This window comes from Duncaniella dubosii, assembly GCF_004803915.1.
In the GTDB taxonomy this organism is placed as follows: Bacteria; Bacteroidota; Bacteroidia; order Bacteroidales; family Muribaculaceae; genus Duncaniella; species Duncaniella dubosii.
In genome coordinates this window covers 2,387,589-2,402,764 of record NZ_CP039396.1, presented here as the reverse complement: position 1 = coordinate 2,402,764, position 15,176 = coordinate 2,387,589, and the positions used below count along the sequence as shown (strand labels likewise).

Sequence of the window (15,176 nt, the reverse complement as noted above, 5' to 3'; positions counted from 1 at the left end):
AGTTCATAAAAAAGCCGAAGCCTGAGACGCTATCTGCATCTCAGGCTTCGGTCGTTTAGAAGGGGCGGTTATCTACTTTCCCACTTTCGCAGTATCATCGACGTGGTGAGGTTTAACTTCTCTGTTCGGAATGGGAAGAGGTGGAGCCCTCACGCTATAGCCACCTTAGTGTCTTCGGTCAGGAACGGTATCCTGCTTTGTAAGGTTAGAAAGAGGCGTGGAAGCGAAGTGAAGCTACATGAGTAACCTTCTCTTGAACCGGCCACCGAACGATTCCCGAGGCCTTGTTACGTTTGCCAGCGGATGTACGATTCAGCGACTGAAACTGTCCTTCCATCAATGGGAAGGCTATTTTGGGGATTGCTCCCAAGAAAGGGTTTGGGCGATTAGTACCGCTCGGCTGTGTACGTTACCGTACCTGCACCTGCGGCCTATCTACGTCTTCGTCTTAAACGGCCCTTGTGTGGAGATCTTATCTTGAGGGGGGCTTCGTGCTTAGATGCTTTCAGCACTTATCCTTACCCGACGCGGCTACCCGGCGGTGCTCCTGGCGGAACAACCGGTAAACCGGAGGTCGGTCCAACACGGTCCTCTCGTACTAGTGTCGGGGCCTCGCAAATCTCCCGCGCCCACAACAGATAGAGACCGAACTGTCTCACGACGTTCTGAACCCAGCTCGCGTGCCACTTTAATAGGCGAACAGCCTAACCCTTGGGACCTTCTCCAGCCCCGGGATGTGACGAGCCGACATCGAGGTGCCAAACCACTCCGTCGATATGAGCTCTTGGGAGGGATCAGCCTGTTATCCCCGGAGTACCTTTTATCCTTTGAGCGATGGCCCTTCCATACGGAACCACCGGATCACTATGCTCTAGTTTCCTACCTGTTCGACTTGTCTGTCTCTCAGTCAAGCGCGCTTGTGCCATTACACTCTGCGGCCGGTTACCAATCGGCCTGAGCGCACCTTTAGAAGCCTCCGTTACGCTTTTGGAGGCGACCACCCCAGTCAAACTACCCACCAAGCAGTGTCCTCGCCAACGCGAGTTAGAGACCAAATGTGCAAAGGTCAGTATTTCAACGCCGACTCCACGGTGACTGGCGTCACCGCTTCGATGTCTCCTGACTATCCTACACATCGCACACCCGGTCACAGTGCTAAGCTGCAGTAAAGGTTCACGGGGTCTTTTCGTCCCGTTGCGGGTAATCGGCATCTTCACCGATACTACAATTTCACCGAGCTCACGGTTGAGACAGTGTCCGGATCATTACACCATTCGTGCAGGTCGGAACTTACCCGACAAGGAATTTCGCTACCTTAGGACCGTTATAGTTACGGCCGCCGTTTACCGGGGCTTCAATTCAATGCTTCCCTTGCGGTGACATCTCCTCTTAACCTTCCGGCACCGGGCAGGTGTCAGGCTGTATTCTTCATCTTTCAATTTCGCACAGCCCTGTGTTTTTGTTAAACAGTTGCCTGGACCTATTCTCTGCGCCCTCCCCGGAGGGAGGGACCCCTTATCCCGAAGTTACGGGGTCAGTTTGCCTAGTTCCTTAACCGTGAATCTCTCGAGCGCCTTGGTATGTTCTACCCGACCACCTGTGTCGGTTTGGGGTACGGGTCCTGCATGGATTAAGTTTAGCGGATTTTCTCGGGAGCATGGTTACCTCCGCTGTCGGATTGCCTCGGGGGCTCTCCGTACTGTCCCGTTTCAGCACCCCCGGCGGATTTGCCTGCCGGGCGTATACCTACGCGGTTCAACGTGCTATTCCGTCAGCACGCGGGAGTGTCACTTCTCCGTCTCCACATCACTCCATACAGGAGTAACGGAATGTTGACCGTTTCTTCCATCGGGTACGCCTTGCGGCTGCCCCTTAGGTCCCGACTGACTCTGATCCGATTAGCGTTGATCAGAAACCCTTGGTCTTGCGGCGAGGGGGTTTCCCGCCCCCTTTGTCGTTACTTATACCTACATTTGCTTTTCCGGCTCCTCCAGCACGGCTCGCGCCATGCCTTCAGCGGTTACCGGAATGCTCCCCTACCAATCATGCATTACGCATGATTCCACGTCTTCGGCACCGGACTTATGCCCGATTATTATCCATGCGGGATCACTCGACTAGTGAGCTGTTACGCACTCTTTAAATGAATGGCTGCTTCCAAGCCAACATCCTAGCTGTCCTTGCAATCCCACCTCGTTATTGTCTTCAACTTAGCCCGGATTTGGGGCCTTGGACGGTGGTCTGAGTTGTTCCTCTCTCGGACGCGGACCTTAGCACCCGCGCCCTCACTCCCGGGGACCGTGCCGTGGCATTCGGAGTTTGTCAGGACTTGATAGGCGGTGAAGCCCTCGCATCCTATCAGTCGCTCTACCTCCACGGTACTGCGCCCGAGGCTGCACCTAAATGCATTTCGGGGAGTACGAGCTATCTCCAAGTTTGATTGGCCTTTCACTCCTACCCTCAGGTCATCCGAAAGCTTTTCAACGCTTACCGGTTCGGTCCTCCAGTGGGTGTTACCCCACCTTCAACCTGCCCAAGGGTAGATCACTTGGTTTCGCGTCTACCGCCGCTGACTAGAAGCGCCTTGTTCAGACTCGCTTTCGCTTCGGCTCCGCACCTGAAGTGCTTAGCCTCGCCAACGACGGTAACTCGTAGGTTCATTATGCAAAAGGCACGCCGTCACTGTACTAAACAGCTCCGACCGCTTGTAGGCACATGATTTCAGGGTCTGTTTCACTCCTCTGTTCGAGGTTCTTTTCACCTTTCCCTCACGGTACTGGTTCGCTATCGGTCTCTCGGTAGTATTTAGCCTTACGGGATGGTCCCCGCGGATTCGGCCAGGATTCCTCGTGTCCCGGCTTACTCAGGTGCCGTCTCTGTCAGCCTTTGCATTTCGCCTACGGGGCTCTCACCCGCTGCGGCCCTCCTTTCCAGAAGGTTCGGCTATGCGCCCGCTGTCCATTCGTCGACGGTCCTACAACCCCGGTCCGCGCCGAAACGCGGCCGGTTTGGGCTCTTGCGCGTTCGCTCGCCACTACTTGCGCAATCATTGGTTTATTTTCTCTTCCTCCGGGTACTGAGATGTTTCAGTTCCCCGGGTTTGCCCCTCCTATATGGGAGGTACCGGCCGGAAGCCGGTGGGTTGCCCCATTCGGACATCTGCGGATCAAGGGATATTTGCTCCTACCCGCAGCTTTTCGCAGCTTATCACGTCCTTCGTCGCCTCCGAGAGCCCAGGCATCCTTCATGTGCCCTTATCTCCTTTCTTTATGACCTTAGTATTTTTCAATCGGTTCGAACATCACTCGGCTCGCTCTCTGAAATCGTCCTGTTGTTGTGACTCGATTCAAAGAAACAGAGTTGCCTCGTGTTTCGCTTGATTTGATTTACTCGTTGTGTTTGCTTCGATTATGCAAGCTCCATATTTTTTCAATGGAGTCTCGCGTATCTTCGCTTCCAGTATGTCAATGTCCTCTTTCTTGTGTGGAGAATAACGGATTCGAACCGTTGACCCCCTGCTTGCAAAGCAGGTGCTCTAGCCAGCTGAGCTAATCCCCCGTATCCGTGGAGTCCCTCAAGGGATATCCGCGGGGTTTTCAATAGAACCCTTGAAAGCAGTACCGTCAATGTCCGAAGACCCTGCCTGCGACAGTCGCTACGGCCATCTCGGTACGGAACGCCATAGGCTTTTCCGCTCCAGAAAGGAGGTGTTCCAGCCGCACCTTCCGGTACGGCTACCTTGTTACGACTTAGCCCCAGTCACCGGTTTTACCTTAGGGCGCTCCTTGCGGTTGCACACTTCAGGCACTCCCGGCTTCCATGGCTTGACGGGCGGTGTGTACAAGGCCCGGGAACGTATTCACCGCGCCGTGGCTGATGCGCGATTACTAGCGAATCCAGCTTCATGGAGTCGGGTTGCAGACTCCAATCCGAACTGAGACAGGCTTTGAAGTTCCGCTCTGCGTCGCCGCATCGCTTCTCTCTGTACCTGCCATTGTAACACGTGTGTCGCCCCGGACGTAAGGGCCGTGCTGATTTGACGTCATCCCCGCCTTCCTCACAGCTTGCGCCGGCAGTCTCGCCAGAGTCCCCAACTTTACTTGCTGGTAACTGGCGATGGGGGTTGCGCTCGTTATGGCACTTAAGCCGACACCTCACGGCACGAGCTGACGACAACCATGCAGCACCTCGACGGATGTCCCGTAGGACTGCCTCCTTTCAGAAACATCCATCCGTCGTTTGAGCCCGGGTAAGGTTCCTCGCGTATCATCGAATTAAACCACATGTTCCTCCGCTTGTGCGGGCCCCCGTCAATTCCTTTGAGTTTCACCGTTGCCGGCGTACTCCCCAGGTGGAATACTTAACGCTTTCGCTGTACCACCCAGGCATCATTCTGCCCGGACAGTTAGTATTCATCGTTTACTGCGTGGACTACCAGGGTATCTAATCCTGTTCGATACCCACGCTTTCGTGCATGAGCGTCAGTTGAGCGCCGGTATGCTGCCTTCGCAATCGGAGTTCTGCGTGATATCTATGCATTTCACCGCTACACCACGCATTCCGCATACTTCTCGCTCACTCAAGAACGCCAGTTTCAACGGCACGACGGGGTTGAGCCCCGAAATTTTACCGCTGACTTGACATTCCGCCTGCGCACCCTTTAAACCCAATAAATCCGGATAACGCTCGCATCCTCCGTATTACCGCGGCTGCTGGCACGGAGTTAGCCGATGCTTTTTCTTCAGGTACTCGCAAAACGCCACACGTGGCGCCCTTTGCTCCCTGACAAAAGAGGTTTACAATCCATAGGACCGTCATCCCTCACGCGACTTGGCTGGTTCAGCCCTGCGGCCATTGACCAATATTCCTCACTGCTGCCTCCCGTAGGAGTCTGGTCCGTGTCTCAGTACCAGTGTGGGGGACCTTCCTCTCAGAACCCCTACGCATCGTCGCCTTGGTGGGCCGTTACCCCGCCAACAAGCTAATGCGACGCATGACCATCCGTAGCCGGAATCGCTTCCTTTAAACCCACGGAGATGCCTCCATGGGTTGTTACGCGGTATTAGACGGAATTTCTTCCGCTTATCCCCCTGCTACGGGCAGGTTTCATACGTGTTACTCACCCGTGCGCCGGTCGCCGGCGGGAGTATTGCTACTCCCCCGCTGCCCCTCGACTTGCATGTGTTAAGCCTGTCGCTAGCGTTCATCCTGAGCCAGGATCAAACTCTTCGTTGTTGTCTATCTTTTCTTTTTCTTTTCTATTTCATAATAGAGCAGGAAAGCAAGAAAGACCGTCTGTTCTGTTCTGTTCTTTATTTTGCCTTCACAGAAAAACCGTCGAGAGTCGCCCCGTCCGGGATGTCCGTTCGTTATATCTATTGCGATTGTCGGTAGAATTGACAGAGTCTTTTGTTTTTATTGACTCTTGTACTACTTTCAATGTCTATTGTAATTCTTTCAATGTGCTCTGTGCTTTCATCGCACTTGCCTCATCAGGCGTTCAGCGGAAAAACTTTGCAAAGGTAAATCAAATTTTTGAAACCTGCAAATCTTTTCGAGATTTTAACATTTGTTTAACATTTCATCGTCGAACAATTCAATGTCTTTCAGCGTTTCAATCTCTCAGTCCCTCGCCTCTGTGAGGTTTGCTTCTCAAAAGCGAGTGCAAAGGTAGACACTTTCTCCTTTACCTCCAAATTTCCCATGGCATTTTAACATAAATTTAACGCTTATAATCCAATCAGCCATATTTAATTACATATTTTCACAATTACAGTATAAAAACGCCCATCATTACACTACTTCAATTTTGAAATGATTAAAGATTTGAGTAATTTTGGCCTTACAAAAAAATACTCTTTGCAAGTCGAACCAATAACCAAGAAAACCCATGCGAAAAATAATCACATTATTATATATAGCAACTTCTCTATTAATACCGTTTACCTTGCGCGGAGTAACACCTTCACAAATCAGATGGCATAATGAAAGTACGGATACAACAAAAATCACAAAGCTTCTGATTCAGGCTACCGACTTCAGTGCATCAAATCCGAACAAGCTTATGGAGTTTATCGGACGACAGTTTGTAGGCATGCCATACAAAAGCGGGACACTTGAAATGGAGCCTGAAACGCTTACAATAAATCTTGACGAATTTGACTGCACTACATTTATCGAAACCGTAACTGCTCTCGCCCTTACCATCGAAGACAGGAAGAACTCTTGGCAGGATTTCGCCAATAATCTTGAATCGCTCCGTTACCGCCAAGGAGAGACCAATGGATACGCATCGCGCCTCCACTATTTCAGCGACTGGATTGTCACAAACATCCACCGTGGCTATATAAAAGAGGTGACAGACCGAATACCTCAATCCGACTCTCAGATAAAGACCCTCGACTACATGTCGCACAACCGCGCCTCTTATCCTGCGCTAAAAGATTCAGCTACATTTGAAGGCATCAAGAATATGGAAGTCGGATATCGCTCACACAGATTTCCATATATAAAATCAGCCAGACTGACATCAAAACCAGTGACAAACGCACTCAAAGGTGGCGACATCGTAGCCCTTACTACAAAGATCGGTGGATTAGACGTAAGCCACGTCGGGCTTATCGTAATCGAGAAAGACGGACCACATCTTCTGCACGCATCATCCCGGGAAGGAAAAGTAGTAGTTGATAAATTACCTCTTGCAGAATATATGCGGAAATCCTCCAACCTGACAGGCATACGCGTTATAAGGTTGCAAACTCAGTAGGATCAACCATAATAATATAATAGCATCCCCGGCTAACAATGTGAAACCACATGTAAGTTTAGCCGGGGATGCTATTATGGGGATGCTATTATATTGTAAACACAGGTTTACAAATCTATGCCGTAGTCTTTAATCTTGCGATAGAGAGTCCTCTCTGAAATATTCAGCTCGCGGGCGGCCTCCTTGCGCTTACCTCCGTTTCGTTCAAGAGCCCGACGGATGGTGTCGCGCTCTGTGTCTTCAAGGGTGACAGGAGAAGACTGCACAGTCACCATATCATTAACTGAGCCTGATGAATTTCCACCGGCAGGAGGAAACGATGACGAAAACGGCTGAAATCTCACTATTGACCTCACAGAGCTTTCCTCTCCACGCGGCAGGACATCTTCCACCGGCTGAAAAGCGCCGGAAGGAACGCTGCTGGATTCGGAAGTAAGCTCGTCAATGCGAATATTGAGTGCTTCGATCTGATGCTGGAGTCTAAGAATCATGCCGAACAGCGCATCCCGTTCCGACTCATACTCATGAGCACTTTCAGTATGCGGAGCGACCGGAGTGTAGTTCATCGACCCAGCAGGGAGGAATGTTCCGACGATTTCCGAGTCAATAGTGTTGCCGGATTCGAACAAAGCTATCTGTTCGACGACATTCTTCAGCTGCCTGACATTTCCCGGCCACCTGTAACGCAACAATGCAGCGCGTGCCGAGTCGTCAAATGAAATCGCCGGCATCGTATAGCGCTCTGCAAAATCAGAGGCAAATTTACGCGCGAGAAGCGCGATGTCGTTGCCACGGTCACGTAAAGGCGGAATCTGTATAGATACAGTCGACAGTCTATAATACAGGTCTTCACGGAAACGGCCTTCAGCGACCGCCTTTGCCATATCGACATTGGTTGCCGCCACAATCCTGACATTTGACCTTTGGACAGCCGACGAACCGACCTTTATAAACTCACCGCTTTCAAGCACGCGCAACAAGCGTGCCTGAGTCGTCAGCGGAAGCTCGGCAACCTCATCGAGAAAAATCGTGCCACCGTCAGCCTCCTCAAAATAACCTTTACGCGAAGATATGGCCCCGGTGAACGAACCTTTCTCATGTCCGAAAAGTTCCGAATCGATAGTACCTTCCGGAATCGCGCCACAGTTGACAGCAATATACTTGGAATGTTTGCGCGATGAAAACCCATGTATGATTTTAGGAAAAAACTCTTTGCCCGTACCGCTCTCGCCGGTCACCAATACAGAAAGATCAATCGGTGCGACCTGTATGGCACGCGAAACGGCAGCTATAAGCCCGGGGGCATTACCTACGATGCCATAGCGCTGTTTGGCCTGCACGATTTCGGCGGGAAGTTCCTGAAGATTAAGCTGCATGCCTTCTGAATTACAAAAATTATGACAGAGACTATGATTGCCCTTATTTTATCGCCTTGAGTGAATATGTGCGCTCACGAAGGAAGTCGCTCAGCTCCTTCAGAGAGCCGGAATGAGCCTCAAGCTCTTCCACCGAAATAGGATCGCCCACGGATATATGAAGCGTGTCGTTCTTGCGGCGAAACACCTCGGCCGGCAGACGGAGAGTGCGGAGCTGCCAGCTGATGATGCCGAGCATACGGAACCACCAGCTATTATAACCGTGGAAGAATATCGGAATCACCGGCACTTTGAGCTGCAGGATTAGACGGATGACCGATTCACGCCATTCGCGGTCCTCGAATTTCAGGTGCTTGTTGTAATTGCCGACAGCACCGGCGGGGAAGAAGCCGATGGGGTGTCCCTTGCGCACTTGCATTATAGCCTCTTTGATCCCCTTCATCGACACCGCTTTCTTGGCCGGATCATCGCTTGCGGTCTGATCGACAGCAATAAAATTCGGCCGCATTGCAACTATGTAGTTCAAAATCATATTGACCATTACCTTGAAATCGGGACGGCGACGGCCGATGATATCGATCAGCGTAATGCCGTCAAGCGCGCCAAACGGATGATTGCTGATAGTTATGAACGCACCTTCGGGAAGATTATCGAGCACCTTTTCATTGTCGATCCGCAGCTTTATGTTAAGGTCTTCAAGCAAGCCACGGCAGAATTGCGGGCCAGGAGTGTCAAAATTGTGGTCATGAATCCAATTGACCTTGTCAATATCAAGCAGCTTCATGAACCAATTGACAAGACGGCGCTTACCGTTAAGGAAAGGAGCCATCTTCACTATATCATCATAGTCAAGTACCGTGCGCTTGACCACAGCAGTTTCATTAGTTTCCATACAGTTGGTTTCTTATTTAAGGATGCAAAATTAGCAAAAATCCAACAATTCTTTGTCATAGCATGCCCCATTAACCCAAAACAGTGGTTAAAATGCACAAACAAGAGCATGAAATAAGCCTCATTTCGTAAAATTAACAATTAAATCACGCACAAAAAGTATAAAAATGTGAAAAAATGCCTACCTTTGCGCTCTGCAAAATAAAGCATAGTCATATAGTTAAAAGCGGAAGTAAGTTACCGATTATGAATTTACTACAGAAAAAATTATCCAAATACACAGCGCCTCAGGAAGCCAAAGCGGCCGGAGTCTACCCCTATTTCCGAGCAATTTCAAGCGAACAGGATCCTGAAGTTATCATCAACGGTAAGAAAGTGCTGATGTTCGGTTCAAACTGTTACACAGGTCTTGTCAACGACCCACGCATAAAAGAAGCCGCCATCGAAGCAACCCGCAAATACGGCACCGGATGTGCCGGTTCTCCCTTCCTGAACGGAACTCTTGACATCCACAAAGAGCTTGAAGCAAAACTCGCTGAATACATAGGAAAGGAAGACGTAATGGTCTACTCAACCGGATTCGAGGTCAACCTCGGCGTTGTTTCCTGCCTCACCGGCCGTGAGGATTACATTCTCTGGGACGAGCAGGACCATGCCTCGATCATCGAAGGCCGCCGTCTTTCATTCAGCCAGCAGTTAAAATATAAACACAACGACATGGAGTCGCTCGAAAAGCAGCTCCAAAAGTGCGCTCCCGACAAAGTGAAACTCATCGTCAGCGACAGTGTGTTCTCTATGGAAGGTGATGTCGCCAACATACCCGCGATGGTTGAACTCGCAAAGAAGTATGACGCCAGCCTCATGATTGACGAAGCACACGGCATCGGCGTGTTCGGAGAAGGCGGTCGCGGTCTCGTTCACCATTACGGCTTGGCAGACGATGTGGATCTTATCATGGGCACATTCTCAAAATCATTCTCATCTCTCGGAGGATTCATCGCCACAAACAAAGAAGTCACCAACTATCTCCGTCACCACTCACGCTCCTATATATTCACTGCGAGCATCACACCTGCATCGACTGCAGCAGCCCTCAAGGCTCTTGAAATCATGCAGACCGAACCCGAGCGTCAGGAAAATCTCTGGAAGCTTACAAACCACGCGCTTGACGGCTTCCGCTCACAGGGATTTGAAATCGGCAACACTTCGACACCGATCATCCCCCTATTCATCCGCGACGACTTCAAGACGTTTGCAATCACCCACGACCTCCTCGAAGAAGGCATATTTGTCAATCCCGTGGTTTCACCGGCCGTAGCACCCACCGACACTCTCATCCGCTTCTCTCTCATGGCTACCCATACAATGGAGCAGGTCGACCGCGCTCTCGAGACCATCACACGCATATTCCGCAAATATGACGTTCTCCACTGATATCATCCGTCAGAAATAAACAATCCATAAAATCAGCGCCCCGTTTTCTCAATTGAAAACGGGGCGCTGATTTTATGGATTTACGTTAAAAATAATAAGTGAATCATAGACAATCCAAATATCCATAAACAAAATCAATTAGACTAAGTAAAGGCCGGAGTATAGGGATGCGAATATTTCTATTCTGTGCAAAGATACTACATTTTCATAAATATACGAAATATTCGCATAAAAATGATTTCAGAGCATCCGCGACAGACCATGACACGGCCACACGCATTGAATTCAAAAGCCATCAAAAGCAGCGTGGCCTCCCTCGACGTTACACTCCGCCGGAGAAGGCCACGCTAAAATACCGTTCTCTCAACTGTCAGGATTTGACATCAGAGGCACTGGCCACCGAGAACTCAGGGTCGGCTTCTTCGCCAAGTTTCTTGCTTAGCTCATGGTCAGCTTTCAGCTTGATGCGGTCGAATCCCTGACCGTAGACACCGTTCACATTTCCCTGAGTAATGAACGCATCAGGATCGACATCTTTCACAATTCTGAAAATAGTCACTGATTCCGACTTACGGCTCACTATAAGTAATATCTTCAGATGCTGCTTGGTGTACCAGCCCATTCCGTCGAGCACCGTCACTCCTCTTCGGCCATACTTGTTGACGGCCGTGGCGATTTTTTCCCAGTGCTTCGAGATAATGATAAACTGAACAGCCTGACGGTTGGTGTTGATCATCAGATCCACCATGTATGTCAGAATGAACAACACAATGAAACCGTAGACCACAGTCGTGATATTGTGGAAAAACAGATAGCTCGAAGATATAATCGCAAAATCGACATAAAGCATCGTGCGTCCGACCGAAACGTTGGTCTTCTTGGCGACAATCGCACCGACAATATCCGTTCCACCCGTGCTGCCGTTATGAATAAACACGATTCCGAGAGCGAGTCCTGAGAGCACCGAACCGATGCACACACACATAAACGGCTGATCCGGGACAAGCGGACCGTCAAACAACGGAGGCATAAAAGTCACGACAATCGAAATTGCCGTCGCCCCGTAGAGAGTCCTGTAAACAAAAGAATGGCCGACAATCTTCCATGCAATAGCCAGCAATACAAGATTTATGGCATACTGTGTGATACCGATTGAATAGGGATTGTCCGTAAGGAAATAAACAATCGTACCGAGACCGGTCACACCGCCTATCACCACCTTTTCAGGCAGGATGAAAGCTGAAAAGCCAAATCCATAAATAAGGACAGCCAGCGTAATCATTATGTAGTCGCGACTCGACATCCATAATTGTTTTCTTGTAAAAGTCATTATTGCTATATTTGAACTGATGAATGATTACTTCGCAAATTTAAGTCATTTCATCATCTCCTCCAAATGATATGACGATATTGCTTTCCGGCCCGTAAAGGAAATTTACAACCTTATATAATAATGTGACGCAAAAAAGTCAGGTTTCGTAACGATTCTTTGCAAGCCCCCCTCGCTTGACTCGCAAAATAAACGGCAAAGCCAAATGTTAAAGATTCATAAAACACATTTGCTAATCACCAAAAAATGACTACCTTTGCAGACCGATTATGTCCAATTAATAAACCCGACAGCCTCCGGCCTAAACTTTTGGCCAAGTCAAGCCTTGGAGATGTCAAAAGTAACTTTCTATTAATTAAACATTTAACGTGGATACTTTAAGCTACAAGACCATTACTCCCAACGCGCAGAGCGTTGAACACAACTGGGTCGTTATCGATGCTACCGATCAGGTGCTCGGTCGCCTTTGTGCCAAAGTCGCCTTGATTCTTCGTGGAAAGAACAAGCCCAGCTACTCACCCAACATCGAGTGCGGCGACAACGTAATCATCATCAATGCCGACAAGGTTCGTCTCACAGGCAAAAAGTGGACTGACCGCGAATATCTTTCATACACCGGCTATCCCGGCGGTCAGCGCGTCGCTACCCCCGAAATCATGATGAAGAAGTCGCTCAACAAGCACCTCAAGCCCGGCTATCACCCTCTCTTCATCAAGGTTGTGAAAGGCATGCTCCCCAAAAACCGTCTCGGCCGTGCAATCATCGAAAACATGCACGTCTACAACGGTCCCAACCATCCCCACGAAGCACAGAATCCAGTAGTTATCGACATCAACAAAATTAAATAATTGAAGAATGGAATCAGTTAATGCAGTTGGCCGCCGTAAAGCAGCCGTAGCTCGCGTGATCGTTAAAGAAGGAAACGGTCAAATCACCATCAACAAACGTCCCCTCGATGTTTACTTCCCCTCTTCCATCCTTCAGTATATCGTTAAGCAGCCCCTGCTCACTCTCGAAGCAACCGAGAAATACGACATCAAGGTAAATCTTAACGGAGGTGGCTACAAGGGACAGGCAGAAGCTCTTCGTCTCGCTATCGCCCGCGCACTCGTCAAGATCAACCCCGAAGACAAGCACGCACTCCGCGTCGAAGGCTTCATGACCCGCGACCCGCGCGTCGTTGAACGTAAGAAGCCCGGTCGTCCCAAAGCCCGCAAACGCTTCCAGTTCTCAAAGCGTTAATATTTTTTCAGAGCAGACATGGCTCTACTTTCGGATCAGTGCTTAGAGCCTGACACAGCCGGTTGCCACGAAGCTCGAAAGTGTTTAGTATCTAAACCGCCGAGATGGACACGTTCCCTACTCCACGGTTGTAATTTCCTAAAGAACGTAAACAACAACAAAACAGACAATGTCAACTCCAAATTTTGACCAACTCCTCGAAGCAGGCTGCCATTTTGGCCACATGAAAAGAAAATGGAATCCTGCAATGGCTCCTTACATCTTCATGGAGCGCAACGGTATCCACATCATCGACCTCTATAAGACTCAGGCCAAGCTCGAAGAAGCTGCTGCAGCTCTCCGCAACATCGCAAAGGGCGGCAAGAAGATTCTCTTCGTAGCTACAAAGAAGCAGGCTAAGGAAATCCTCGCTGAAAAGGCTCAGAGCGTCAACATGCCCTACGTTATCGAACGCTGGCCCGGTGGTATGCTCACCAACTTCCCCACAATCCGCAAGGCTGTGAAGAAGATGACATCCATCGACAAGATGCAGAAGGACGGAACTTTCGACAACCTCTCAAAGCGCGAAAAACTCCAGATTTCACGTCAGCGCGCCAAGCTTGAAAAGAACCTTGGCTCTATCGCCGACCTCAACCGTCTTCCCTCTGCACTCTTCATCGTTGACGTTTGCAAGGAACACATCGCAGTTGCCGAAGCCAACCGTCTCGGTATCCCCGTGTTTGCTATCGTTGACACCAACTCTGATCCCTCAAACGTTGATTTCGTAATCCCTGCAAACGACGACGCATCTAAGTCAATCGAGCTTATCCTCGACACAGTATGCGCTTCAATCACCGAAGGTCTTGAAGAACGCAAGGTTGAGAAGGCCGACGAAAAGGCAGCCGGCGAAAACGCTGACGCTCCCCGTCGTGACCGTCGTCGCGTAAGCCGCAAGGACGAAAATGAAGCTGAAGTAGCAGCCGAACCTGCAGCTGAAGCAGAATAATCAAACATTATTTCAAAACATTCTAACTCCAACTATATTATGGCAGTAACAATGGCAGACATCACCAAACTGCGCAACCTCACAAGCGCCGGTTTGATGGACTGCAAAAAAGCTCTTGCCGAGACTGACGGTGACATCGAAGCTGCTGTCGAGATTCTCCGCAAAAAAGGTCAGGCCGTAGCCGCCAAGCGCGAAGACCGTCAGGCAGCTGAAGGCTGTGTAATCGCCCGCACAGACGGCACTTTCGCTGCTGTCCTCGCTCTTAACTGCGAAACTGACTTCGTTGCTAAGAACGCCGGCTTCGTAGCCCTCGCCAACAAACTCATGGACATCGCTATGGCCAACAAGTTCAAAACAGTCGAAGAGCTCAAGGCTTTCACTGTTGACGGACAGACTGTAGCCGACCTCATCACTGAGGAAAGCGGCAAGACCGGCGAAAAGACTGAAATCGGCGCTTATGAAGTTGTAGAAGCCCCTACAACTGCTGCTTACAACCACTTCAACAACAAGCTTGCTGCAATCGTAGGCTTCAACCTCGAAGGCGTTGATCCTCAGATTGGCCGTGAGGTATGTATGCAGATCGCATCAATGAACCCCGTTGCTGTTAGTCGCGAAGATGTTCCTCAGGCCACCATCGATCAGGAAATCGCTGTCGCTGTTGAAAAGACCAAGCAGGAGCAGGTACGCAAGGCTGTTGAAGCCGCTCTCAAGAAAGCCGGCCTCAACCCCAACCACTTCGACTCAGAAGACCACATCGAATCCAACATCTCTAAGGGTTGGATCACTGAAGAAGACGCTGCCAAGGGTCGCGAAATCATCAAGGTCACTGCCGAGGCCAAGGCTGCAAACCTCCCCGAAGCAATGATCCAGAACATCGCCAACGGCCGTCTCAACAAATTCTTCAAGGAATCTTGCCTTATGGAACAGGAATACGTACAGGACAGCAAGCTCACTGTAGGCCAGTTCCTCGACAACACTCAGAAGGGTCTTGTTGTTGTAGCATTCAAGCGCGTTAACCTCAATCAGGACTAACCATCAGTTAATACTGAAAGTCATAACAACGCAATATTGCAAGGAGGGCTGTCCCGCTGATAATGCAGCGGGACAGCCCTCCGGCTTTAAAGGCAAATGATGATAAAACTGCCAAAAAGT

At 49.9% G+C, this 15,176-nt stretch carries 9 protein-coding genes, 1 tRNA gene and 3 rRNA genes; 6 read left to right on the top strand and 7 right to left on the bottom strand.

Annotation, left to right across the window (positions count from 1 at the left end):
* Positions 1–59: 59 nt before the first annotated feature.
* The 4 genes from rrf to E7747_RS10435 form a co-directional block, all read right to left on the bottom strand.
* Positions 60–168: ribosomal RNA gene (rrf, locus tag E7747_RS10450) — 5S ribosomal RNA — on the bottom strand.
* 198 nt (positions 169–366) lie between these two features.
* Positions 367–3,268 (bottom strand): 23S ribosomal RNA (locus E7747_RS10445).
* A 216-nt stretch (positions 3,269–3,484) separates the two neighbouring features.
* Positions 3,485–3,558 (bottom strand) — tRNA-Ala (locus E7747_RS10440).
* Positions 3,559–3,700: 142 nt separating this feature from the next.
* Positions 3,701–5,235: ribosomal RNA gene (locus E7747_RS10435) — 16S ribosomal RNA — on the bottom strand.
* Together the 16S, 23S and 5S rRNA genes with 1 tRNA gene alongside form the textbook arrangement of a ribosomal RNA operon.
* 655 nt (positions 5,236–5,890) lie before the next feature.
* Here E7747_RS10435 and E7747_RS10430 point away from each other — a divergent pair.
* The gene (locus E7747_RS10430; RefSeq protein WP_136415815.1) at positions 5,891–6,766 is read left to right on the top strand and encodes an N-acetylmuramoyl-L-alanine amidase-like domain-containing protein; all 876 of its coding nucleotides are present in this window, start codon (positions 5,891–5,893) and stop codon (positions 6,764–6,766) included.
* A gap of 107 nt (positions 6,767–6,873) precedes the next feature.
* Here E7747_RS10430 and E7747_RS10425 read toward each other — a convergent pair whose 3' ends face one another.
* Together E7747_RS10425 and E7747_RS10420 are read right to left on the bottom strand one after the other, a co-directional pair.
* Positions 6,874–8,142 carry a sigma-54 interaction domain-containing protein gene (locus E7747_RS10425; protein WP_136415813.1) on the bottom strand — a complete coding sequence of 423 codons (1,269 nt, stop codon included), beginning with the start codon at positions 8,140–8,142 and terminating at the stop codon, positions 6,874–6,876.
* Positions 8,143–8,185: 43 nt separating this feature from the next.
* Positions 8,186–9,034, bottom strand: a complete 849-nt coding sequence (locus E7747_RS10420) for a lysophospholipid acyltransferase family protein (RefSeq protein ID WP_123614381.1) — start codon at positions 9,032–9,034, stop codon at positions 8,186–8,188.
* 245 nt (positions 9,035–9,279) lie between these two features.
* Here E7747_RS10420 and spt point away from each other — a divergent pair, with 245 nt between their 5' ends.
* Complete coding sequence (gene spt, locus E7747_RS10415) at positions 9,280–10,467, top strand: serine palmitoyltransferase (RefSeq protein ID WP_123614380.1); 1,188 nt, start codon at positions 9,280–9,282, stop codon at positions 10,465–10,467.
* 370 nt (positions 10,468–10,837) lie between these two features.
* On the opposite strand, the gene E7747_RS10410 is transcribed toward spt, so the two are convergent.
* Positions 10,838–11,770 carry a YitT family protein gene (locus tag E7747_RS10410; protein ID WP_168185306.1) on the bottom strand — a complete coding sequence of 311 codons (933 nt, stop codon included), beginning with the start codon at positions 11,768–11,770 and terminating at the stop codon, positions 10,838–10,840.
* 395 nt (positions 11,771–12,165) lie between these two features.
* Here E7747_RS10410 and rplM point away from each other — a divergent pair, with 395 nt between their 5' ends.
* The 4 genes from rplM (at position 12,166) to tsf (ending at position 15,056) form a co-directional block, all read left to right on the top strand.
* Complete coding sequence (gene rplM, locus E7747_RS10405; protein WP_123614378.1) at positions 12,166–12,645, top strand: 50S ribosomal protein L13; 480 nt, start codon at positions 12,166–12,168, stop codon at positions 12,643–12,645.
* 7 nt (positions 12,646–12,652) lie between these two features.
* On the top strand, positions 12,653–13,039 hold the full coding sequence (rpsI, locus tag E7747_RS10400; RefSeq protein WP_123614377.1) for a 30S ribosomal protein S9: 387 nt from the start codon (positions 12,653–12,655) through the stop codon (positions 13,037–13,039).
* Positions 13,040–13,208: 169 nt separating this feature from the next.
* Entirely contained in the window at positions 13,209–14,024 is an 816-nt protein-coding gene (gene rpsB / locus E7747_RS10395) for a 30S ribosomal protein S2 (RefSeq protein ID WP_123614376.1), read from the top strand.
* A gap of 39 nt (positions 14,025–14,063) precedes the next feature.
* The gene (gene tsf / locus E7747_RS10390; protein WP_123614375.1) at positions 14,064–15,056 is read left to right on the top strand and encodes a translation elongation factor Ts; all 993 of its coding nucleotides are present in this window, start codon (positions 14,064–14,066) and stop codon (positions 15,054–15,056) included.
* The last annotated feature ends 120 nt before the right edge of the window (positions 15,057–15,176 follow it).